19 protein-coding genes and 1 tRNA gene are annotated in these 21,493 nt (G+C 60.7%); 12 read left to right on the top strand and 8 right to left on the bottom strand.

The window, feature by feature from the left end:
- Positions 1 to 49: 49 nt before the first annotated feature.
- Complete coding sequence (trxB, locus tag C4334_RS05025) at positions 50 to 1,162, bottom strand: thioredoxin-disulfide reductase (protein WP_352430990.1); 1,113 nt, start codon at positions 1,160 to 1,162, stop codon at positions 50 to 52.
- 197 nt (positions 1,163 to 1,359) lie between these two features.
- Here trxB and C4334_RS05030 point away from each other — a divergent pair, with 197 nt between their 5' ends.
- The 5 genes from C4334_RS05030 to C4334_RS05050 all read left to right on the top strand — a co-directional run bounded on the left by C4334_RS05030 (position 1,360) and on the right by C4334_RS05050 (position 5,502).
- A complete protein-coding gene (locus C4334_RS05030; protein WP_352430991.1) occupies positions 1,360 to 2,259 on the top strand; it encodes a 3-hydroxyacyl-CoA dehydrogenase family protein in 900 nt (299 codons plus the stop codon).
- Positions 2,256 to 2,687, top strand: coding sequence for a PilZ domain-containing protein (locus tag C4334_RS05035; protein WP_352430992.1), 432 nt, complete (start codon positions 2,256 to 2,258; stop codon positions 2,685 to 2,687). Before C4334_RS05030 ends, C4334_RS05035 begins: the two co-directional genes overlap by 4 nt.
- A gap of 304 nt (positions 2,688 to 2,991) precedes the next feature.
- Complete coding sequence (locus C4334_RS05040) at positions 2,992 to 3,777, top strand: enoyl-CoA hydratase/isomerase family protein (protein WP_352430993.1); 786 nt, start codon at positions 2,992 to 2,994, stop codon at positions 3,775 to 3,777.
- Positions 3,778 to 4,485: 708 nt separating this feature from the next.
- A tRNA-Ala gene (locus C4334_RS05045) sits at positions 4,486 to 4,561 on the top strand.
- Positions 4,562 to 4,719: 158 nt separating this feature from the next.
- Entirely contained in the window at positions 4,720 to 5,502 is a 783-nt protein-coding gene (locus tag C4334_RS05050) for an endonuclease/exonuclease/phosphatase family protein (RefSeq protein ID WP_352430994.1), read from the top strand.
- 19 nt (positions 5,503 to 5,521) lie between these two features.
- On the opposite strand, the gene C4334_RS05055 is transcribed toward C4334_RS05050, so the two are convergent.
- Both C4334_RS05055 and egtB read right to left on the bottom strand, forming a co-directional pair.
- Entirely contained in the window at positions 5,522 to 5,716 is a 195-nt protein-coding gene (locus C4334_RS05055) for a hypothetical protein (RefSeq protein WP_352430995.1), read from the bottom strand.
- A 44-nt stretch (positions 5,717 to 5,760) separates the two neighbouring features.
- Complete coding sequence (gene egtB / locus C4334_RS05060) at positions 5,761 to 7,119, bottom strand: ergothioneine biosynthesis protein EgtB (protein ID WP_352430996.1); 1,359 nt, start codon at positions 7,117 to 7,119, stop codon at positions 5,761 to 5,763.
- Positions 7,120 to 7,307: 188 nt separating this feature from the next.
- On the opposite strand from egtB, the gene egtD reads away from it, so the two are divergent.
- The 4 genes from egtD to C4334_RS05080 are packed head-to-tail and all read left to right on the top strand — an operon-like array spanning position 7,308 to position 12,110.
- The gene (gene egtD, locus C4334_RS05065; RefSeq protein WP_352430997.1) at positions 7,308 to 8,300 is read left to right on the top strand and encodes an L-histidine N(alpha)-methyltransferase; all 993 of its coding nucleotides are present in this window, start codon (positions 7,308 to 7,310) and stop codon (positions 8,298 to 8,300) included.
- Between the two features lie 18 nt (positions 8,301 to 8,318).
- On the top strand, positions 8,319 to 9,710 hold the full coding sequence (locus tag C4334_RS05070; protein WP_352430998.1) for a glutamate-cysteine ligase family protein: 1,392 nt from the start codon (positions 8,319 to 8,321) through the stop codon (positions 9,708 to 9,710).
- Entirely contained in the window at positions 9,710 to 10,495 is a 786-nt protein-coding gene (locus tag C4334_RS05075; protein WP_352431036.1) for an ATP-binding cassette domain-containing protein, read from the top strand. Before C4334_RS05070 ends, C4334_RS05075 begins: the two co-directional genes overlap by 1 nt.
- Positions 10,496 to 10,553: 58 nt before the next feature.
- Entirely contained in the window at positions 10,554 to 12,110 is a 1,557-nt protein-coding gene (locus C4334_RS05080) for a glycine betaine ABC transporter substrate-binding protein (RefSeq protein WP_352430999.1), read from the top strand.
- A gap of 278 nt (positions 12,111 to 12,388) precedes the next feature.
- Here C4334_RS05080 and C4334_RS05085 read toward each other — a convergent pair whose 3' ends face one another.
- Positions 12,389 to 13,783, bottom strand: coding sequence for a sigma-54-dependent transcriptional regulator (locus C4334_RS05085; protein ID WP_352431000.1), 1,395 nt, complete (start codon positions 13,781 to 13,783; stop codon positions 12,389 to 12,391).
- Between the two features lie 85 nt (positions 13,784 to 13,868).
- Positions 13,869 to 14,474 carry a hypothetical protein gene (locus C4334_RS05090; protein ID WP_352431001.1) on the bottom strand — a complete coding sequence of 202 codons (606 nt, stop codon included), beginning with the start codon at positions 14,472 to 14,474 and terminating at the stop codon, positions 13,869 to 13,871.
- Positions 14,475 to 14,738: 264 nt separating this feature from the next.
- Here C4334_RS05090 and C4334_RS05095 point away from each other — a divergent pair, with 264 nt between their 5' ends.
- The 3 genes from C4334_RS05095 (at position 14,739) to C4334_RS05105 (ending at position 18,197) form a co-directional block, all read left to right on the top strand.
- The gene (locus C4334_RS05095) at positions 14,739 to 15,143 is read left to right on the top strand and encodes a response regulator (protein ID WP_352431002.1); all 405 of its coding nucleotides are present in this window, start codon (positions 14,739 to 14,741) and stop codon (positions 15,141 to 15,143) included.
- Between the two features lie 146 nt (positions 15,144 to 15,289).
- Positions 15,290 to 17,644 carry an ATP-binding protein gene (locus C4334_RS05100; RefSeq protein ID WP_352431003.1) on the top strand — a complete coding sequence of 785 codons (2,355 nt, stop codon included), beginning with the start codon at positions 15,290 to 15,292 and terminating at the stop codon, positions 17,642 to 17,644.
- Between the two features lie 67 nt (positions 17,645 to 17,711).
- On the top strand, positions 17,712 to 18,197 hold the full coding sequence (locus C4334_RS05105; RefSeq protein WP_352431004.1) for a hypothetical protein: 486 nt from the start codon (positions 17,712 to 17,714) through the stop codon (positions 18,195 to 18,197).
- A gap of 195 nt (positions 18,198 to 18,392) precedes the next feature.
- On the opposite strand, the gene C4334_RS05110 is transcribed toward C4334_RS05105, so the two are convergent.
- The 3 genes from C4334_RS05110 to truA form a co-directional block, all read right to left on the bottom strand.
- Positions 18,393 to 19,205 (bottom strand): phosphatidate cytidylyltransferase, encoded by an 813-nt coding sequence (locus C4334_RS05110; protein ID WP_352431005.1) that lies wholly within the window; start codon positions 19,203 to 19,205, stop codon positions 18,393 to 18,395.
- 282 nt (positions 19,206 to 19,487) lie between these two features.
- The gene (uppS, locus tag C4334_RS05115) at positions 19,488 to 20,300 is read right to left on the bottom strand and encodes an undecaprenyl pyrophosphate synthase (protein ID WP_352431006.1); all 813 of its coding nucleotides are present in this window, start codon (positions 20,298 to 20,300) and stop codon (positions 19,488 to 19,490) included.
- Between the two features lie 330 nt (positions 20,301 to 20,630).
- Positions 20,631 to 21,383 carry a tRNA pseudouridine(38-40) synthase TruA gene (gene truA, locus C4334_RS05120; protein WP_352431007.1) on the bottom strand — a complete coding sequence of 251 codons (753 nt, stop codon included), beginning with the start codon at positions 21,381 to 21,383 and terminating at the stop codon, positions 20,631 to 20,633.
- Positions 21,384 to 21,493: the final 110 nt, after the last annotated feature.

Below are 21,493 nucleotides of genomic sequence, written 5' to 3' on the forward strand. Positions count from 1 at the left end.
AGCGCGCGTGCATCCGCTTGCGGATGCCCCTCATATTGAGGGGAGGACGTCACGTCGTTGTTTCCGTCGCCTCGACAGGTGCTGGTTCCGGCGGTTCGTTGGAGATCACCTCGCCCTTTGGTGTGATGATCAACTTGTGATCGGGCGTGATGATCTCGCCTTGAATCGTCACCTCTTCGCCATCGGGCATTTCAACCGGCAGGTCGTCCAAGTAACGTTCGGCATCGATCGCAGCCATGCAACCGGTGCCTGCAGCCGTGATCGCCTGGCGATAGAACGGGTCTTGCACGTCGCCGCAAGCGAAGACGCCGGGAACGCTCGTCGCCATCGAACGTCCGTTGGTGATGATGTACCCCATCTCGTCCATCTCCAACTGCCCGCGAAACAGTTCGGTGTTCGGCTTATGGCCGATGGCGACGAAGACGCCGGCGCATGGGAAGACGCGCTCTTCGCCCGTCTTCGTGTTGCGCAGACGCACGCCCGTCACACCCTGTTCATCGTTGCCGACGATCTCGGTGACGATCGTATCCCACAGAAAATCGATCTTTGGGTTTTTGAAGGCTTTGTCTTGCATGATCTTGGACGCGCGCAAAGAGGCACGCCGATGAATCACCGTCACGCGCGAAGCGTAGCGTGTCAGAAAGATCGCTTCTTCCATCGCCGTATCGCCGCCGCCGACGACCACGACGTGCTTGCCTTTGTAAAAGAATCCATCACACGTCGCGCAGGCGCTCACACCTCGCCCGCCGAATCCTTCCGGCGCGGGCGCTTCGCCGGGGATGCCGAGCCACTTGGCTGAAGCTCCGGAAGCGATGATCAAAGCGCGCGCCGTGATCACTCCCTCCGTGGTGTGAATGACAAATGGCCGCTGGCCCAGATCAACGCGCTCGATCCAGGCGCTGAGAAACTCGGCACCGAATCGTTCGGCTTGGGCGCGAAACTCTTCCATCAACTCCGGCCCTTGAATGCCGCGACTGAATCCGGGGTAGTTTTCCACATCCGTTGTGATCATCAACTGTCCGCCCGGTTGTGGTCCTTCGATTACGAGCGGCTTCAGATCAGCGCGCGCCGCGTAGATGGCAGCAGTCAACCCGGCTGGTCCCGATCCGATGATGACTACATCGCGTCTTATCGGGCGCGTAGCGCCTCTTTCCTCGATCATGCCTCGCTCCTTTCGGTCGTTTGCCGCAACTTTTCTCCGGCTGTCTCTTCCAAGCCTTTTCAGCTCTCGTGGCGAGATGCGCTCGCGCGCAATTTCCGCCGATTTGAGTCTAGCCTTTTCGCTTCGCCGTGTAGTATAACTTTTGCGCACGTTGAAGTCGAAACGCGAGCGCGATGGCGGCGCGTCGCCCGAAGTCTATGTCAGTGAGCGGAGAACAGCTACCCAACGCGATCGAAACCATCGCCGTTCTCGGCGCTGGCACGATGGGGCATGGCATTGCGCAAGTGGCGGCCATGGCTGGCTACGCCGTGATCCTCTATGACACAAGCCGCGAGGCTCTGGAGCGCGGCGTGGAGCGAATCGAGCGCAACCTGCACCGCGCTATCCAACTCGGCAAGTCCACCGATGACGAACGAGATGCAACGTTGCAACGAATCCGCGGCACGCGCCAGTTGGAACAGACGCTCCGGGCCGACCTCTTCATCGAGGCCGTGCCCGAGGTCTTGGAACTAAAACAAGAGCTTCTTCGCCAGCTCGAGCAATCGGCAACGCGCCCCTTCATCTTTGCGACCAACACCTCGTCCCTTTCGATCAGCGAACTCGCTGTTGCAGCCAGCTGCCCGGCGCGCGTCGTCGGCATGCACTTCTTCAATCCGGTCCACATCATGAAACTGGTCGAGATCGTCGTCGGCCAGCAGACCGCTCCGGCAGTGGTGGAGATGGTGCAAGCGGTCGGACGGCGCATGAAGAAGGAACCGATCACGGTGCGCGATGTGCCCGGTTTCGCCTCGAGCCGACTCGGCGTGGCACTCGGACTCGAAGCGATGCGCATGTTGGAAGAGGGCGTAGCGAGCGCGCGCGACATAGACACCGCGATGGAACTCGGTTACAACCACCCGATGGGGCCGCTTCGTCTGAGCGACCTCATCGGACTCGACGTGCGACTCGCCATCGCCGAATACCTTTATCGCAAACTCGGATCAGAAACCTTTCGCCCGCCAGAGATACTTCGCCGCTTAGTGGCCGAGGGCAAGCTCGGCAAAAAGACCGGGGAAGGCTTCTACCGTTGGGATGTGGAAGAGCGTGAAAAGGGATGAGGAGACTGCGACGCGAGGGATCAATGATCAGACAAGGCAACGAAGAGAGACGCTTCGCGCTGCGCATGGCGCTGCGATTGCCCATCATCGTTTCGGGTCGAACGGAGGGAGGAGAGGCGTGGAGCGAACCAACGGAAACGGATGACATCTCGACCATAGGCGCGCTCTTTCATCTCAATCAGAAGGTGAACGTTGGCGATCGCCTGTACATCCGCGCTCACCGTCCCGATGGATCGCCCGTCGAGGTCACAGCGCGCGTGGCGCGCACGGTGCCAGCCATTTACGGTACGGCGCGCGTCGGCGTGCAAATACTCGAACCGAACGAGAACTGGATACGCCTCTTCGTCTCGTGGGTCGCCGATGAACACGCCGCAGAAGCGGAGAAAGCGGAAAACAACTCGGATGGAGCGGACCGCTCAAAGGCTTGAGCGCGAGCTTTCGAACACAGGCCACAGGCACGCACCTAACGGTTCGATGCGAAGAAGATTTGCGCGCTGGCGACGCTTCAAGACACAAGGCCGCGCACACGGCGAAGCAAGAAAACAACGCTTCCTCGAGATCGAAAGCTGCGGGCTGCTGACGCGAACCCGTTTTTGCGCCAAAGCCCCGCAAGGCGCGTCAGATCGCCCGGCGCAATTCGAAGACGAACAACGCAGCGTGCGTTCTGTGTCTTTGCGGGCGCCGGTCGCTGGCGCTCGATGACTCGAACTTCAAGGAGAGCACTCAACCGTTATGACGCAATCTTACGAAACCATTCTGGTTGAAAGACGCGACCGCGTCGCTGTTTTGACCATCAACCGGCCGGAGAAGCGAAACGCGCTCAACATCAAAACGCGTGAGGAAGGAGCTGCCGCGCTGGAAGAGCTGCGAACCGATGATCAAATCCGCGTGGTGGTCATCACCGGTGCGGGAGACCGGGCCTTCATCGCTGGGGCCGACATCGCGGAATTTGCGGGTCGCACGGCGATCACGCAACGCGACGTCATGTTGGGCCGCTCGCTCTTTACCGCCATTGATCTTTTCCCGAAACCGGTGATCGCCATGATCAACGGATACTGTCTGGGCGGCGGCTGCGAACTCGCTCTGGCATGTGACTTGCGCATCGCGAGCGAGACGGCGTCGTTCGGTCAGCCAGAGATCAACCTCGGGATTATTCCGGGCGGCGGCGGCACGCAGCGCCTGACCCGCCTCGTTGGCGAAGGCAAGGCCATGGAACTCATCTTGACGGGCGACATCATCGACGCGCGCACAGCCTATCAAATCGGCCTCGTCAACATGGTCGTGCCAGCCGCCGAATTGGAGGCCAAGACGATGGAGATAGCCAATCGCATCGCCGAGAAAAGCCCGATCGCCCTTCGCCTGGCCAAGGAAGCGATCAAGACGGCGTCGCGCTCGCTGCTCGATGAAGGTCTGCGGCGCGAAATAGACCTCTTCGCTCTTTGCTTCTCCACCGAGGACAAAGAGGAGGGGGTGCGCGCCTTTCTGGAAAAAAGGAAACCGGATTTCAAGGGCAGATGAAATGGCGCGCCGCTTTGACCGCGGCGGGCACGCTTCTCTGTTGGATTGCTGCGTCATCAGAGGTGGGCCATCGCTCGCCTTGGCTGCGGCGATGCGCTCTCCTTCGCTGAACCGGAAGCGCGCTTTGACGAAGGCGCACGGCAACGCTGCGAAACACGATGCGTCGCTCTCTTCATAGCGGAGAAGGGTCGAGGGACGACCTTTTGCGGCATGACGGCACCGATCCAGCATCGCGAGCCGCGCAATGGCAAACGTCAAAGAGCGGTCTTCTGGTTTCTAATGGGGCGGAATTTGGGAGCGATCGGCTGATAATTTTGCGCGCTTGAGTCTTTCCCCTTCGTCGGCCCAGACAGTAGACCGCAACTGTCGGCTTGCTGCGAGCGACGTTTCTTCGAGGACGCAAAAAGCGCGCGCTCCAGTCGTCACCATCGGCATCATGCGCGGAGCCATCGGCGGTGTGATCGCCTATCGCGCAGCGTTCATCGAACCGAGCGTCGGAGTGTTGCTCACCGGGACGGAAGGCCGTCAGCGCCTAACACCGCACACATCATCAGCGGATTGCTGCTGCTCATAGGCGGGGCGGTGATAGCTTTTCTGGCAGCATCTTCTCGCAAGGGGGATTGACAACAGGGATTGCTGGGGACTTGACGACCGATTGAGAGATCGCTTAACCTTTTTAGGTAGTTCGCGTTGATTGACCGTCCGCGTGGGGCCGTAGCTCAGTTGGGAGAGCGCGTGAATGGCATTCACGAGGTCAGGGGTTCGACTCCCCTCGGCTCCACCAATTCTCTTCCCCAGCTCCCCGGCCAATTTTTCGAACAGCAGCGCGAGGTCGCAACAGGTTCGCTCGAAAGTCCAAGGCTGCGCGCTCGCTACGGACCACTTTCCGGTCAAATTAGAAACAGCGACCAAAGGCAACTATTGGTTCTGTAACTAGCGAGGATGACTGGATACAACGATCAGCCATCGACTGGCGCATGCGTCGCGTTTGCGCCGCCGACCTTTCGCGTGGCGACCTACAACGTACATAAATGCCGCGGGCTGGACCGGCGTGTGCGTCCGGCGCGGATCGTCGAAGTGCTGCGCGAGATCGATGCTGACATCGTCGCGCTGCAGGAGGTCTTCGGCGCCGATGGCAAGTCGCAGACGTTCGATCAGGCGCGAGAGATCGCCCAAGCGCTCGGGTACGATCTGTGCTTCGGCGAAAATCGCCGCCTCAACGGATCGGGTTACGGCAACGCTATTTTATCCCGCTTCCCGCTGCACCGGGCGCAGAATTACGATCTTTCGTGGCGGTGGTGTGAGCGGCGGGGCTGTCTTCGTGCTGACATCGTTCTCGATGGCGGCTTCTTGCTCCACGTCTTCAACGTTCATCTCGGCACATCCTACGTCGAGCGTCGCCATCAGGCGCGTCGTCTGGTGAGCGCGGAGATTTTGAGCAATGCGGAGTTGAACGGCGCGCGCATCGTGCTCGGCGATTTCAACGAGTGGACGCGCGGTTTGACCTCGAAACTCCTCGCCGTTCACCTGCAGAGCGCTGACATACGTTCACACTTGCGTCGCCCGCGCACCTATCCAGGCATCTTGCCGGTCGTTCATCTAGACCACATCTATTACGATTCTCGTCTGCAACTCGAAAAGCTGGAGCTTCACCGCAGTCATACGGCGTTGATCGCTTCGGACCACCTGCCGCTCGTCGCAGACTTCAGATGGGCGTCGGCTTGATGAGCGGTGAAGATGCCGGTCAATCCTCCCCCCTGTGGTCCGATGCGCTTCCGATGCGGGCCGCCGCTTCTTTGGTGACGATGCACAAGCCGTAAACCCCTTCCGTGACCAGACGAGCGACAAGCTCCACGGCTTGCTCATACGTCAGCGCGCTCGCCTCGCAGCCTCGTTCGCTGACCACGGCCCATGCCCTCTCGTCGAGTTCGCTCTTCATGGCCCGTCCCGATTTAGACCGCGCCTAACCGCCCCTCGGTCGCTTTAATTCGCCTCCGCAGCACAACGCACGCCTGCGAAGGCGATGCGGAAATGGCGCCGGAAGAAGTTCCTGAAAGAGGTGCGCAGCACCGAAGCGCTGGTCGCCCACGAACCGCCTTTCAACACGCGATGATCGCCGTCGAACCATTCGGCGGAATATTCCGGATACGGGAAAGGGCGAAAGCCGTCGTAAGGGCCGAAGACGCTCGCCGTCCACTCCCAAACGTTGCCCGTCATATCCAAACAACCGCAAGCGCTGCGCCCGTGAATGAAAGCGTTTACGGGCGTCGTGTTCCAGCGTTCCGCGCCGAAATTGCATCGCTTCGCTGACGGCGGTTCATCGCCCCATGCATAGAGACGTTTTCTTGCTCCATCCCACGATGCAGCGCGCTCCCATTCGGCTTCGGTGGGAAGCCTTTTGCCGATGAAACGCGCGTAAGCTTCGGCTTCGTACCAACTGATGCCCCATACGGGGTGGGCCAGAGGCAAAGGTCTTTGCTGGAAGATCGTCCGCAGCGTCCACCCGTCTTCATCCCGCTGCCAATAGAGCGGTGCGGTCCAGCCTTCGCGCTCGCGCCACGCCCACCCCTGAGCGCTCCAAAACTCTCGTCTTTGGTAACCGCCCTCTTCAACGAAACAGAGGTATTCGGCGTTGGTTACTGGCGTGCGCGCGATTTCGAAGGCCGGCAAATGGACCGTGTGAGACGGGAACTCGTTGTCGTAGGCGAAAACGGACCAAACCGCGCCGATGACGCATTCGCCTTCGGGCACGCGAATCCAGTGCTCGCGCGCGTCGCTCGACACAGACTCCGCAGTGAGCACGGCGCTGTCTTCCGCGTCGCGTCTTTCGTCCACCGGCGGCAAAGCGTTCTTCTTCTCCAGCGGAAGGAGCTGAAAAAGATAGAGCAACGTTTCCTGGTGTTGTCGCTCATGCTCCAAGACGAGATGAAAGACGTAAGCGTCGCGGAGCAAAGGGGTTTCCGTAGTGAAAGAAGCTCGCTCGAGAAAGCTCAAAGTTCGCTCGCGCACGCGTCCCAAGTAATCTTCCATTTCGCGTCGCGAGGGAAGATCGCGTGATTCTTCGCGCGGCGTTTTGATCGGATCGAAGAGTCGCATGTAGCCTCGATCAAGCGGCGCGTCGCCTTTGGCTCGTTGCAATATCCAGTGCTCCTCGAACGCCCCGATGTGCGCCAGATGCCAAATGATCGGTCGATACCCGAACCCCGGACTCTGGTGCAGATGCTTCTCCTGCGCAAGATCGAATAGGCCGAGCGTGCGTTCGCGCGTCCGCTCCAGTTGTTCAGCGATGAGACCTTTGTCCGCAGGCAACGCGCGTGGCCGACCGATCATCTCGTCGTTCATCTTCGGTGTCCTCCCCATTGCAAGAAAAAGTTTTGACTTTTGCGCATCTTTTGACCCGCTCTCGCCCCGCGTTCTAGAGTATCATAGCGAGGTCGAAAGCGAGGACGGGCGCGGCTACGGTCTTCCGCACAGTCGAGACGAGTGGGCATCTTCCGCTCGCTTCGATTCGTATATTCAAGGGGATCGCAATGACTTCAAGTGCGCGACTACGCATTCACCGGAGCGAGGCGAGCGACTCGGCGCAAACCTTCTCTGCCGACGTGCAACGCGGGTTGTCGTCTCGCCCGAAGAGCCTCCCACCGAAATACTTCTACGACGCGCTCGGGTCGCAACTCTTCGAAGCGATCTGCTTGCTGCCTGAATACTACCTGACGCGCGCCGAAGACGAAATCCTCGCCACTCACGCGGAGGCGATAATCGACAGCCTAAAGGTCACGCCCGAGACCGTGCTCGAATTCGGCAGCGGCAGTGCCACCAAGACCCGATGGCTGATCGAGGTCCTCCTTGAACGAGGGCGACCCGATCTTCGTTACGTGCCGGTGGACATCTCAACAGCGGCGCTTGAAAGGAGCGCGCGCCAACTGCTCGGCAAATATCCGACGCTGCGCATCGAGGCCTATGCGAGCGATTACGAAACGGCGCTCGCGCGCTTGCGCACCGCGCGCAACGGTTCGATGCTGACGCTTTTTCTCGGCTCCAACATCGGCAACTTCGACCGCGATGAAGCCGGACGATTCTTGCGCGCAGTTCGCCGCGCGCTCCGGCGCGACGATGCGCTGCTCGTCGGCATTGACTTGAAAAAAGGCCGCGAGCTTCTCGAAGCCGCCTACGATGATGCGCTCGGCGTGACGGCGGCTTTCAATCTCAATCTGCTTGCGCGCATCAATCGCGAACTCGATGCCGACTTCGATCCGCGAGCTTTTCGCCACGTCGCCATCTACAATGAAGCCCTCGGGCGCGTGGAGCTTTATCTCGAGAGCGCGCGAACGCAGCGCGTGCGCATCGCGGCGCTCGCCATCGAGGTCCCATTCGAGCGCGGCGAGCGTATCCACACGGAGAACTCTTACAAGTACGACCTCGACGAAATCTCAGAACTGGCAAGACAGAACGGATTCGAACGCAAGTCAACGTGGTTCGATCGCCAGCGTCTTTTCAGCAGCAATTTGCTCTTGGCAATTTGAACGGGTTGAGCGGGAATCATGAAAGACAAGGATGCGCCACCGGAAGAAGCTGGTTTCAACTCTTCGCCGCGCCAAGTTCTCTTCGATCCGCGCCGATCGCTCGGTGCCTGCGATGCGCCGCTTCTGGCAGAGCACGTGCGCTTCAACGCTAAGCCCATCGGGGCACGCCGCTGCGGCATCGAACTGGAGCTTTTCGGCTACGCCGCGCGCACGTTGGATCGCCTTTCCGCTTCGCAAGTTCGTGACGTGCTCGCCGAGCTAGCTCGTTCCGAAGAGGATCTGGTGCGCGAAAGTGAGAGCATCGTCGAAGCGCAGCTCGAAGGTGGGGGGCGCGCCACGGTCGAGCCAGGAGGCCAAATCGAATTTTCGAGCGCGCCACGCTTTACGCTCGCTGAACTCGAACGCGACGTGCGAGATTTCCTTTCGCGCTTGCGCGAGATCGCTCAACGCCGCGCCCTTCTCTTCATCGCCGCCGGTTTCGACCCCATTCGCTCTCTCGACGAGCAGCGCTGGTATCCGAAAAGGCGCTACCAAGTGCTACGCCCATATCTTGCGCGCCACGGGCGTCGCGCGCTTGACATGATGGCACGTACCTGCGCCGTGCAAATCAACCTCGACTACACTTCCACCGAAGAGCTGGGGCAGCAATTCGCGCTCGCCAACATGGCGGCGCCCTTCATCGCGGCGCTTGCCGCCAACGCGCCGTTTGAAGGCGGTGCGCCTTCCGGTTACCGTTCGGTGCGCGCCCTCGTGTGGACCGAGACCGATCCTGACCGCTGCGGCCCGGCGCCGGCAGCGTTTGCCGATACGATCACGCCCGAAACGCTTGTCGCTTACGCGCAACGGGTGCCGATGATCTTCGTCCGCCGCGATGGGCATTACCTGCGCAATCCGCAAGGACGCAGCTTCGCCGAATTCCTCTTCAATCCGCCGCGCGATATCGAACCGCGATTTCAAGACTGGACCGATCACCTATCGACCATCTTCACCAACGCGCGCTTGCGTTCGCATCTGGAGCTGCGCGCCATGGATGGCAACCGCGTCGAGATGGCGCTCGCGCTGGCGGCGTTGTGGCGCGGGTTGCTTTACGACCGGACCATTTTGAATGAAGCGCGTCGGCGGTTGCCGCGTCTACGGCGAGGAGAGATGCTGACGCTTGAACGCCTCGTCGCGCGCGAAGGATTGCTCGCCACCACGAGCGATCTGCACGTCTTTGAGCTGGCGCGCGATCTCGTCGCGCTGGCGGCGGAAGGGTTGCGGCGCGTGGCATCAGATGAGGAGCGGTATCTCGATCCGCTCAAAGAAGCGCTGGCCGAACGCGCAAGCCCGGCGGATATGCTCTTGCGGAATTGGGAAGGCTCATGGCACAAGAAGATGGCGCACGTCATCGCTCATCTGCGGGTAGCCTGATGCGCTCCGGTCCGGCGGTTGAGTTTCGCGGGGTCACCTTCTCCGTCGAGCACGCCCCGCGCCCCATCGTCGCTGATCTCGATTTCGCCATCGCACGCGGCGAAACGCTGGTCATCGTCGGCGAGTCGGGGTGCGGCAAGACGACGACCTTGAAGCTAATCAACCGCCTGCTCCTGCCGACGCGAGGCACAGTGCTGGTCGAAGGGCGCGCGACAACGGCGTGGGATCCGGTTCGCTTGCGCCGAAGCATCGGGTACGTGATCCAAGAGGCCGGCCTCTTTCCGCATTTCACGGTCGAAGAGAACATCGCGCTCGTGCCGCGGCTGGACGCGTGGCCGGAAGAACGCATCCGCCATCGCGTCCGCGAGATGCTGCAACTGGTCGGACTCGACAGCGAACGCTTCGCCGCGCGTTTTCCGCATGAGCTTTCGGGCGGGCAGCGACAGCGCGTCGGCGTGGCGCGTGCGCTCGCCGCTGATCCGCCCCTTTTGTTGCTCGATGAACCCTTTGGCGCGCTCGATCCGTTGACGCGCGCCGAACTACAGCGCGAATTCGCCGCCCTCTGCCGTCGCTTGCACAAGACCGTGGTCTTCGTCACGCACGATCTGCGCGAAGCGCTGTTGCTCGCCTCGCGCATCGCCTTGATGCGCGACGGACGCATGCAGCTTCTCGCCACGCCGCGTGAATTCTTGCGGACCACAGATGAGTACGCTCGCGCCTATCTCGCGACGCTGCGCGTGGAGGGTTTCGACGAGGATCGAATGGCACCGAGTTGCGCCGAATGATCGAGCGGTTCGACATCGGCGCCCCATCTAACGCGAGGCGAAGATCGCACCGAAGACGATGGAAAGACTTCAGTTCTTCGCGCAAAACTGGCCACTGCTGCTCCGTTTAACGAGCGAACACCTCGTGCTCGTCGTCATCTCGACGGCGATTGCAGCGCTCATCGGCATTCCGCTCGGCATTCTCCTCGTACGCCATCCGCGCTGGAAAGACCTAGCGCTCGGCATCGCTGGCGTGTTGCAAACCGTGCCGAGCCTCGCGCTCTTCGGGCTGCTCATCCCGCTTCCTCTGATCGGCGGTATTGGCGCGCGCACGGCGACGGTGGCGCTGATCCTATACGCGCTGCTACCAATCATTCGCAACACCATTACGGGAATCGAAGGCGTTGATCGCCACGTGCGCGAAGCGGCCATCGCCATGGGCATGACGCCGCGCCAGTTGCTTTGGCAAGTGGAGCTGCCGCTCGCTATGGGCGTCATCATGGCTGGCGTGCGCGTTGCCGCCGTGATCGGGGTCGGCGTGGCAACCATTGCTGCCGCCATTGGCGCTGGCGGTCTAGGGACGCTGATCTTTCGTGGCCTTCGCGCCAACGACGACCGGCTGATTCTGGCTGGCGCCGTTCCGGCGGCGATGATGGCCCTTGCCGTTGATTGGGCGCTCGGCAGACTGGAATCGCGCCTTCGCGCTCGCCGTCCATCGCGCACTTTCGATCTTCGAGCAGTAGGGCTAGCTGGCAGCGCGGCGCTCGTTCTGCTACTCGCTATCTTCTCCGCATGGCGTTTTGCCACTGCGCCTACTGCCGGTCTGACGAAGCCACGTTTGGTCGTCGGCTCCAAAGATTTCACCGAACAAGTCATTCTCGGCGAAATCATCGCGCAGATGCTCGAAGCGCGCGGCGTTGAAGTCGAGCGACGTTTCGAGCTAGGCGGCAACCTATGCCACAACGCACTCATCGCTGGCCAGATAGATCTTTACCCAGAATATACGGGAACCGCTTACACGGCCATACTCGGTCATCCACCGCTCACAGACGTGCGCGCCGTGTACGAGCATGTGCAACGCGAGTATTTGGAGAAATTCGATGTCATCGTCGGACCACCTTTAGGCTTTCGCAACGACTTCGCCATCCTCGTTCGCGGCGCAGACGCGCGTCGACTCCGCTTGCGCACCATCTCAGACATCGCGCCTTATGCGCCGAGCTGGCGCGCCGGATTCGGTCAGGACTTCATCTCTCGTTCCGACGGTTACGCCGGTTTCGTGCGCGCTTACAACCTGCGCTTCGCCGCGCCGCCGCGCGAAATGGACTTGGCGCTCACCTACCGCGCTCTGGCCGCTGGCGAGGTTGATGTGATCGCTGGCAACTCCACCGATGGGTTGATTGCCGCGCTCGATCTCGTTCAACTCGAGGACGACCGTCGCTATTTCCCGCCTTACGAAGCAGTGATGCTCGTTCGTCGCGAAACGGCGACGCGCATCCCCGAAGCGCGCGAAGTCTTGGAAAGGCTAGCCGGTTCAATCTCCACCGCAGAGATGCGCCAAATGAACTACGAAGTGGATGGCGAACGCCGGTCGCCAGCGGAAGTCGCACGCGCGTGGCGAGCGCGGAAAGGTTTTTAAGGGGGCCGAAGCGGCGCAGTTCAGCCACGCCGAACTCGCACAGTAGAACTGGAAGGGCCGTTGCGGGGCGTCGGAGTGCGAGTTGATTCCCGATGAAAAGCCAGGCACCGACTTTTGGGGTACGAACTCCACGCAGGGCGACGCGCCGATTGCATTCAAGTGCGCGACGCCAGCTCGCCGTTTCGGATGAGAGATTCGGCGGGCGCTCATTCTTCAGTGGCGTCGTCCGTGATGCGGCAGCACGTCGCCGCGGACAAAAGACCAAGCGGTTCGGCACTTCACTCCGAAGAGGAGACGAGAGCGTTGACGTCGATCTTGTATTTTCTGATCTTGCTGTAAAGACGCGGCCGGTAGATGCCGAGGATGTTGGCCGCCGCTTGTTTGTTGCCGCCGGTGCGCTGCAGCGTTCGCTCGATGACCAGCTTTTCGATCTCTTCGAGCGTCATATTCGGCGGCACGTCCCAAGCGTTCTGCGGCGCGCTCTTTTCGAGCAACGAACCGTTGTCGAACGGCAAATCGTGCGGCTCGATCTTGTTTCCTTTGGCCAACAACACGGCGCGCTCAATGACGTTCTGTAGTTCGCGCACGTTGCCGGGCCACGTATGGGCAAACAGGCGCGCGTAAGCCGCTTGCGAGATGCCGGTGATCGGTCGTTGGTACTTGCGCGCGTAGGTCTTCAGGAAATGTTCGGCCAGAAGTTGAATGTCTTCGGCGCGCTCGCGCAACGGCGGGACATGAATCGTGATCGTCGAGATGCGGTAGAAGAGGTCGTCGCGCAGACGCCCTTCGCGAATGGCATCAGCCGGCATGCGGTTGGTCGAAGTGATGAGGCGGAAGTCGGCGGCATAGGTCTTCTCCGAACCGAGCTTGCGATAGCTGCGATCTTGCAGCACGCGCAAGAGCTTCGGTTGCAGTTCAATGGGCATTTCGGTGATCTCATCGAGCAGCAGCGAGCCGCCTGCCGCGTGCTGCACCAAACCGTCCTTGTCGGCGTAAGCGCCGGTGAACGCCCCCTTGGTATGTCCGAAAAGCTCTGATTCAATCAACTCTTTCGGCAGCGCGGCGCAATTGACCTTGATGAACGGCTTTTTGGCGCGGTGCGAGTTGTAGTGAATGGCATTGGCGATCAGCTCCTTGCCCGTGCCCGATTCGCCGACGATCAAGATGTTGGCATCGGATTTGGCCACCGACTCGATCGTCTCGTAGATGTTCTGCATCGCTTTGGACGCGCCGATGATGTTGAAATACTCCGTGCGCGTCGAAAGCTGCCGACGCATGTTCTCCGTTTCGGTCACGAGCTCACGTCGCTCCAGCGCCTTCTCGATCAGAATGTGCAACTGCTCGAACTCGAAGGGCTTTTCGACGAAATAGAAGGCCCCGGCTTTGGTCGCCTCCACGGCGCGCGCCACCGAGCCGTAACCGGTGATCATGATCACTTCCGTTGACGGACGGGTGTCCTTGACGTGTTTGAGGATGCTCATCCCGTCCATGTCCGGCAACATGAGGTCGCAGATCACCAAATGATGCCCACCTTGATCGAAAAGCTCGATGGCTTCCGCGCCGTTGGCCGCCGCGTCAACGCGGTATCCCTCGGCGCTTAGGTTCTGCTTGAGCGCATCGCTCATCAATGATTCGTCATCGACGACGAGAATGCGCACTTCTTTTCGGTCCACCTTGTCCTCGCTCCTTGACGGTTGAAATCCAACGCTGTCGATTGCAGTCACCCTTAGCAAACGCAGAGGGAATCGGGAAAGCTGCTCACGCCTCTGACAGAAGCGGCAAACGCACTCGAATCACGTCCCCATCGCTTTCCACAGCGCCGCCATGAGCTTGAACGATGCGCTCGCCGAGCGCGCGGCGCAAGCGGATGCGGGTCGTCGTTTCTTCCGCTGGATCGACGCGGCGCCATTCGATGACGGCGTGCGGCCCGCAACGCTGCAACCTGACGGGGCAGCTAGTCCCACTGCTGCAAAGCAACATCAAAGCCTCGACGAGCGCGAGCGCGTCAAACCGCCCGCGGTAATCGCCCGCCTCGCAGACCACTTCGCGCCCGGACCGTTGTCCGAAACCGAACACGATGCGAGCCAGATCGCTCTCGTCAGCGCCTCGCAGCGCAACGGGACGCGCACAGCGAACCAAAACGCTCAATTCTCCAGCGGCTCGATCGAGTCCAGAATCGAGCTTGTCCAGCGCCTCAAGCTCGTCCGCCGCACGGCCTTCCGCAACCGCTTTGCGGCGCAAAAAGGTAACGTAGAGTTTGAGACCGCCCAATTGGTTCTTGATGTCGTGGACGATCTCCACAAAAGCGCGTCCAAGTTCCAACAGGGCTTCTCGGTCATCGGCTGACCATTCCTCCCCGCTCAACCCCCCTTCCCCCTTCGCCCAAAGGTTCGCTGTCGCGCAATCATGCGCCAAGAGTGTATCAATAAAGCGCAGTCGCGCCGCTACAGACTGTCGCAGTTCGATGCGCTATCTTAGCAGAAAGATTTTCAGGAGCGAAACGCCCGCCCGTGCATCCAAACAATCGGCAGGGCGGTCAGATTTTTCCGGCTGCGCGTGTTTGCACATCGAGCGCGTTTTGACGTAAAAAACGGCCTTCAGCTCTGCGGTAAAGGCGACTTCCGACCGATGAACAACGCCGAGCGGCAACATCTCATTCTCGTGGTCGAAGATTTCGAGGACAACCGCTTCATGATGAGGCGTTTGCTAGAGATGTGCGGTTACCGCGTGATCGAGGCGACCAACGGCAGGGAGGCCATCGAGAAGGCTGAGCGCGAACGCCCGGACCTGATCCTGATGGATCTGAGCTTGCCCGTGATCGATGGCTTGGAAGCGACGCGCCGCATTCGGCAAAATCCGGCCCTGCGCCATATTCCCATCGTCGCCGTCTCAGCACACGATACGCGCGACTTTCAGGCCGAAGCCCATGCCGCTGGATGCCACCAGTACGTCGCTAAACCGGTTGATTTCGATCGTTTGGAGCTGCTTTTGAAACGCTTGCTCGCCCCGGACGGCGACCTTCCCGAAGCCTGATCACGCGATCGAAGACCTTCGTCGGCTCCGCCCTCGAATGAACTCGCGGTGACGTCGTCATCGAGTCGGCATGAAACTTGCCTTTCGAATACTTGCGGTCTTTACCGCAATGCACCCTTATCGTAGCGGCGAATGGGGAGAAGCTGATGAGCGACGCGCCGGGCGAAAAACAGGAGCAGCCAGGCGGCATCAGGCAAGGCGTGATGCAGAGCGTACAGGCAAGACTGCTCATCATGCTCGTGATGCTGTCGCTTCCGCTTCTAATCGTCAGCTTGCTTCAGCTTAACAAACATCGGCAAAATCTCGCCGAACAGGGGCGCATTATCGTTCGACTGACGACCGCCGCTGCCGCCAGTACGCTCGAAATCTGGCTCGACGATCACCGCGATAAACTCGCCGAAGAGTCATTTTCACTGGCGGAGATCGCCAGTCTATACGCGACTTTGCAGCAACAACTGCCAGCCGAAGCGGAAGCCACCGTGATCGTGCTCGATCCGCGCGGGCAACCGCTGTTCGGCGAAGTGCGCCTGCCCGTGCCTCGCTCCACAGCACAGGGAGCGAGCAAACAGACGTGGAGCGATGGCGTTCAAAGGGTGACCAGCGTCCGCCGCATCGAACCTTATGGCTGGAGCGTAGTTGTTGGCGTACCCGAATACACGCGCTCCGTGTGGACGGTATTGTGGCTGATGGCGACTTGGGCGGCAGCGCTCATCGCCACGACGCTGCTGGCGATCTGGGCCGTTGGCCGTTTCACCACGCCGCTCAGCCGTCTGGCGCAAGCCGCTTCTACCTTCGGCGAAGGGCACCTGCATGAACGCATCGAGATCGAGACCAAAGATGAATTGGGGACGTTGGCGCGAAGCTTCAACGCCATGGCCGCCAGTTTACAGGAGCGCTTCGAAGAGCTGCAAAATCAACGCGCTTTCATCGCCGAAGTGCTCAACAGTCTGCCGCTCGGCGTCGCCGTGCTCGACGATGAGTTGACGATTCGGACGGCGAATCCGACTTTCGCGCGTTTCGTCGGCAAAAGCGCCGACGATCTCGCCGGGCACAAACTCTTCGAGGTAGCCCAAGCTTTCTTCGGGCTTCAACATGCGGTGGAAGACGTGCGGCGCGTGCGGCGCCCGTTCGTTAACTACAGCTTGCAACTCGACCTCGACCAATCGGGCGAAAAGCAGGCATTTTGGGACATCATCTTGTGGCCGATGCGCGCGCATGGGACCGGGCGTGCCGATCTGCTCCTGATCCTTTCCGCCGTCTCCGATCGCGTCCGAGCCGAACGGTTGGCGCAATCGGCTTTCGCCGCCGAACGGGCGCGCGCCGCCGAACTAGAGAGCGTCATCAACCAAATGGACGAAGGCGTCATTATCGTCGATGGCCAAGGCGCTTATCGCGTCAACCCCAAGGCAGCGCGCACGCTTGGCCTCAATCAAAGGGAACACGGCCACAACGTTTGGCGTTTGCTCAATACGCTCCATCTTTTCACTTTGGATGGCCAACGGCTCGCGCCCATCGCTACGCCGCTCGGACGCGCGCTGGAAAATGGCGAGCGCGTCAGCGACGAACGTTTGATCTTCCTCACCTTCGGCCACGAAGAACGGGTGCTGAACGTGAGCGCGACGCCGCTTATCGGCGAACGCGGAAGACGTGAAGGAGCTGTCGCCGTCTTTCGCGACGTTACGGACGAAGTGCGTCGGCATGAACAACTGACTGAAGCCTACGAAAGGTTGCGCGAACACGACCGGCTCAAGTCGGCTTTTGTCGCCAACGTCAGTCACGAACTGCGCACGCCGCTCAACGTGATCATCGGGCTGTGTCGCCTGTTGCAACGCGACGCGCAAACGCCGCTCACGCCGCCGCAGCGCGAAACCGTCGAGCGCATGGACCGCAACGCGCGCGCGCTGTTGACGCTGGTCAACACGCTCATCGACTATTCGCAACTCGAAGCGGGCCGCGCCAGCCTGCGGCTTGAAGAGGTGGAAGCGGCTGATCTCGTCGCTTCGCTAGCCGAAGGTTTCGCCGAGGAAGCTCGAAACAAAGGGCTCGAATTCATCGTCGAGATCGCTCATGATCTGGGAACGGTGACGACCGACCGCGACAAATTAACGCAGGTCATCTTCAACCTACTGAGCAACGCCATCAAGTTCACCTCGAGCGGCGTCATCACGCTCAAAGCCGAAACCCGCGACGAAGGATCTTGGCTCGTGGAAGTGGCTGACACGGGGATCGGCATTCCAGAAGAGGTCATGCCCGTCATCTTCGAGGAGTTCCGCCAAGCTGATGACCGCTTGACGCGCGCACACGGCGGCGTCGGGTTGGGACTAGCCATCACGCGCAAAGTCGTTCAACTGCTCGGCGGCGAAATTCAAGTCGAAAGCCGCGTCGGGCAAGGGAGCCGGTTCCGCGTCCTCTTGCCGCGCGTCGTGCGGCAACGCACCGGCACAGGCTCGCTCGTCGACGGCCCAGCGTTCGCTTACGACTTGCGCCGAAGCGAACGCTGATGATAGATAAATCGCTCGGTTTATCATCATTCTCGAGTTAGAGATTTCTTCCCTTTTCGGAGCGATTATGGCAGACGCGGACAGTTCACGGCGCACCATCTTCATCATCGTCGGCATCCTCAGCGCAGCGATCGTCGCCGGACTGATCTACGCCTTCTACAGCAGGTCCGGTCCACCGCAACCGCCAACCCAGCTTCCCAATGCGATTCGTGCCGGTGCGCCCGATTTTGAGCGCTATCGCGCTCGCATCCAACTCGATTCGGTGGAAGCCTTCGAATCGACGCGCGCGTTGGGCGACATCGTGATGACGTTGCAAGGCACGGTGCGTAATTTCACAGGCCAAACGCTCGACGGATTGGAAGTTTACGGCGCGGTCCTCGATCCGAACGGCAAGCCGATCAAAGAACGAACCGTCGCCGTCATCCCTAACCAGAAACCGGAACTCGCCAACAACGAGACCATGCAAGCGCGCATCCTGCTCGAAGGGATCAGCAAAGATGCCGTGCGCGCCAACATCAAGATGGAAATCGTCGGCTTCCGGTTCAAGCGCTGAAGCGCGCCTTTGATCGGCATCGCGACCTAGTGGCTGGTCGCGTCCGAAGACCGCTTCGCTGTTTGGCCCGTTCGATGAAGAAGCTTCCGGAGGGCCGGGGCATTAAAGCCCAGGCTGCTTGGTTCTCTCGATGCCCCTGATGAAAAAGCCTCTGCGGGGCTTTGACGGTCTCGTCCTCCAGCGAAACGCACTGCGTCAAGCGCTGAAATATGCTTTGCCGAAGAAGTAGAGCAGCGGCGCGTTGAACAGCAGACTATCCAGTCGGTCAAGAAAACCGCCGTGTCCGGGCAAGATGCTCGCGGCATCTTTGGCCCCGGCGCCTCTTTTGAGTGCGCTTTCGGTTAAGTCGCCTGCCACGCCGACAACGTTCATCACAGCGGCCAAGGCTAAACCGACGCTCAAACGCAGTTCCGGAAAGAACCAGTGGTGCGCGATGAGAGCCGCCGCTAGACTGGCGATCATGCCCGCTGCGGCCCCCTCCCAAGTTTTACCCGGGCTGATACTGGGCGCCAGCTTACGTTTGCCGAATGCGCGCCCCGCGTAGTAAGCCGCCGTATCCGCGCCCATGATGACGAGCAGAAAGAAGGAGAGTAGCTTGGCGGCCAACAACGGCTCAAACCCTCGCCGAACGCCGACCAAAAATCCGCCGAGCAACGCGACGTAGAGGACGCCGAGCAATGTGGCGCCGACTTGTCCGATCATGCGATCGAACGGCGCGCCGCGCAGCAACGCGCGCACGAGAGCGACGCAAACCAACGCCGCTACGAGTGACGGCAGCCATTGAGGTCGGTCGAAAACAAAAGCCACAAAGATCAATCCCGCAAAGACGCTCCCCGTCAAGCGATCGGGGTCGAAACCGCACCTTTGCGCCAAACGCCAGAACTCCACTAAACCGAACCCCATCGCCACACAGGCGAAAAGGAGGAAGACGAACAGAAGCTTTTCGATCCAGATCGAAGCGATCAAGATCGGTAGAAGCAAGATGGCCGTGACGATGCGTTGGGACATCAGAAGTCGTTTGGACGAGTTTCAACGAAGAACCGTTAATCAAACCGTAAAGTGGGCCGATAAATCAAGCTCAGAGGGGCGCAACCGACGAAAACGTCCGAAGCGGTCGAGCGTCGGGTTACGACGCACCACCGAAAAAAGGCGCTAGGGAGAATTCGATCGATGAGAGCGCTCCGCCAGGTCGAAGCGGACGTTCGACGATAAGCTAGCCGCAAAGCGGGCCGATGGACAGCGCATCGAAAAGGCGAACGGTTCGCCGAACGCATAAAGGCGCGCGTTGGGTCAATCACCCGCTTCGGCATAGGCGGTCTGCCGCGCGTCGTTTTTGACTCCGCCAAACCGGCGATCGCGCCGCTGGTAGTCGAGCACGGCTTCAAGCAAATGGACGCGCCGGAAATCGGGCCACAGCGTAGGCGTGACGTAGATTTCGCTGTAGGCGAGCTGCCAGAGGAGGAAGTTCGAGATGCGCATCTCGCCGCTCGTGCGGATCAACAGGTCCAGTTCCGGAAGACCGCGCGTGTAAAGCCCTTGTTCGATGTCGTCTTCGGTGATCCCCGCAGGATCGCCCCCTTCTCTCAACGCTCGCGCGATGGCGGCGCGACAAGCATCGACGATCTCGGCGCGTCCGCCGTAGTTGAGCGCAACGCTCAACACCATCCCGTCGTTGGCCGCCGTCTTCTCCGTGGCGCGGTCGAGTTCGCGTCGCACGCTCGGTTCGAGTTCGCCGACGCGCCCGATGGCTTGAAAGCGGATGCCTTGTCGGTGGATTTCATCCAGCTCCAAACGCAAGTAGCGTTTGAGCATGCGCATCAACGCATCGACTTCAGCACGCGGTCGTTTCCAGTTTTCGGTTGAGAAAGCGTAGAGCGTCAAGGCCTCGACGCCCAAACGCGCGCACGTATCAACCGCCGCGCGCACCGCTTCCACGCCGGCGCGGTGCCCGGCGATGCGCGGCAAACCGCGCTGCGCCGCCCAACGCCCATTGCCGTCCATGATGATGGCGATGTGATGCGGCAGCCGATCCCACGCGATGGTGTTCAGCAATTGCGCATCGCGCGATCCGGGTTCCACCACTTGGTCAAAGTTCTTTCGCATCGGCAACGCGACCCGCCGTTGCAATCACTCGGCGTCGGCGCTTTCACGTCTCGCGATCCAAAGCGCTCAGCGCTTGCGTTTCCGCATCTTAACGGCACGCGCGGCAAAGGCGCAACTCGCACGTGCCATCGAGCTTGTGTCACGCTTCTCATGCTCGACCAACGCGCGACAAACGCCCTCTAAAGGACGGAACCCGAAAAGAGACTCTGGCCTCTTAGCGACCCCACCGAACCTTTTCGCCCCTGCCACAAGGAGGCGCAACGCTCAAAACCTTCGAGCTCAGCGCGGCTGGCAGCCGGACCGCGTCTATCGGTTGAACGCAATGCGCCTTCAATAGTGGACGCATGCGAGCGTCAACCCGTGTGCCGGAGCGGTGGCGCCCGCCAGACCACGATTGCCGGTCTGTAGCGCAAGCGCGATCGATTCGACCGCGCGTTCCCCGCGCGCGATCTCGAGCAGCGTTCCGACGATCGAGCGCGCCATGTAGCGCAGAAAGCCCTCCGCCGTGATTTCGATCTCGATCAACCGACCGCGCCCTCGCGCACACCACTTTTCGGCAACGTTCACGGCGGTGACGGTGCGCACACGCGAACGCGCTTCGCTCTCCGCGGCAGAGAAAGCGGTCCAATCGTGTTCGCCGAGCAACGCGAGACGCGCACGACGCAGACGTTCAAGGTCCAACGGACGCGCTTCGTGAAGCGCATACCGCTGCCAAAAAGGTGAGATGAAAGGTTCGTTGAAGATGCGATAGACGTAAGTTTTGCCGCGCGCCGAGAAGCGCGCGTGAAAATCTTCTGGCGCCTCTTCGACGGCGATGGCACGCACGTCCCACGCGAGATTGCCGTTGAGCGCGCTGCGCAGCTTGGCGGGCGCGATCACGCGCTTCATCAAGCGGAAGCTGGCCACCTGCGCTTCGGCATGTACGCCGGCATCGGTGCGCCCAGCACCATGTACCACTACCGGCGCGCCTTCGAGCAGCGTGAGGACGCGCGTCAACTCACCCTGAACGGTGCGCTGGCCCTCCTGTATTTGCCAGCCGTGAAAGTCCGTCCCGTCATACTGCAGCGTCACGCGGTAGTTCATATCATCCGATCAAAGAGCGGCAGCGCTCATCTTCCGGCACGCCACGTGCGACTCAGAATCTACAAGCGTCGCAACCGCCATAGCTTCGCCAGCGTTTTCTGGCGCGTCCC

It is taken from the genome of Pyrinomonas sp., assembly GCF_040289685.1.
Taxonomy (GTDB): Bacteria; Acidobacteriota; Blastocatellia; order Pyrinomonadales; family Pyrinomonadaceae; genus Pyrinomonas.

What these genes read in the sequence shown, in the direction of transcription:
- trxB (WP_352430990.1), bottom strand. Translation starts at nt 1,162, where the DNA reads ATGATCGAGGAAAGAGGCGCTACGCGCCCGATAAGACGCGATGTAGTC.
- C4334_RS05030 (WP_352430991.1), top strand. Translation starts at nt 1,360, where the DNA reads ATGTCAGTGAGCGGAGAACAGCTACCCAACGCGATCGAAACCATCGCC.
- C4334_RS05035 (WP_352430992.1), top strand. Translation starts at nt 2,256, where the DNA reads ATGAGGAGACTGCGACGCGAGGGATCAATGATCAGACAAGGCAACGAA.
- C4334_RS05040 (WP_352430993.1), top strand. Translation starts at nt 2,992, where the DNA reads ATGACGCAATCTTACGAAACCATTCTGGTTGAAAGACGCGACCGCGTC.
- C4334_RS05050 (WP_352430994.1), top strand. Translation starts at nt 4,720, where the DNA reads ATGACTGGATACAACGATCAGCCATCGACTGGCGCATGCGTCGCGTTT.
- C4334_RS05055 (WP_352430995.1), bottom strand. Translation starts at nt 5,716, where the DNA reads ATGAAGAGCGAACTCGACGAGAGGGCATGGGCCGTGGTCAGCGAACGA.
- egtB (WP_352430996.1), bottom strand. Translation starts at nt 7,119, where the DNA reads ATGAACGACGAGATGATCGGTCGGCCACGCGCGTTGCCTGCGGACAAA.
- egtD (WP_352430997.1), top strand. Translation starts at nt 7,308, where the DNA reads ATGACTTCAAGTGCGCGACTACGCATTCACCGGAGCGAGGCGAGCGAC.
- C4334_RS05070 (WP_352430998.1), top strand. Translation starts at nt 8,319, where the DNA reads ATGAAAGACAAGGATGCGCCACCGGAAGAAGCTGGTTTCAACTCTTCG.
- C4334_RS05075 (WP_352431036.1), top strand. Translation starts at nt 9,710, where the DNA reads ATGCGCTCCGGTCCGGCGGTTGAGTTTCGCGGGGTCACCTTCTCCGTC.
- C4334_RS05080 (WP_352430999.1), top strand. Translation starts at nt 10,554, where the DNA reads ATGGAAAGACTTCAGTTCTTCGCGCAAAACTGGCCACTGCTGCTCCGT.
- C4334_RS05095 (WP_352431002.1), top strand. Translation starts at nt 14,739, where the DNA reads ATGAACAACGCCGAGCGGCAACATCTCATTCTCGTGGTCGAAGATTTC.
- C4334_RS05100 (WP_352431003.1), top strand. Translation starts at nt 15,290, where the DNA reads ATGAGCGACGCGCCGGGCGAAAAACAGGAGCAGCCAGGCGGCATCAGG.
- C4334_RS05105 (WP_352431004.1), top strand. Translation starts at nt 17,712, where the DNA reads ATGGCAGACGCGGACAGTTCACGGCGCACCATCTTCATCATCGTCGGC.
- C4334_RS05110 (WP_352431005.1), bottom strand. Translation starts at nt 19,205, where the DNA reads ATGTCCCAACGCATCGTCACGGCCATCTTGCTTCTACCGATCTTGATC.
- uppS (WP_352431006.1), bottom strand. Translation starts at nt 20,300, where the DNA reads ATGCGAAAGAACTTTGACCAAGTGGTGGAACCCGGATCGCGCGATGCG.
- truA (WP_352431007.1), bottom strand. Translation starts at nt 21,383, where the DNA reads ATGAACTACCGCGTGACGCTGCAGTATGACGGGACGGACTTTCACGGC.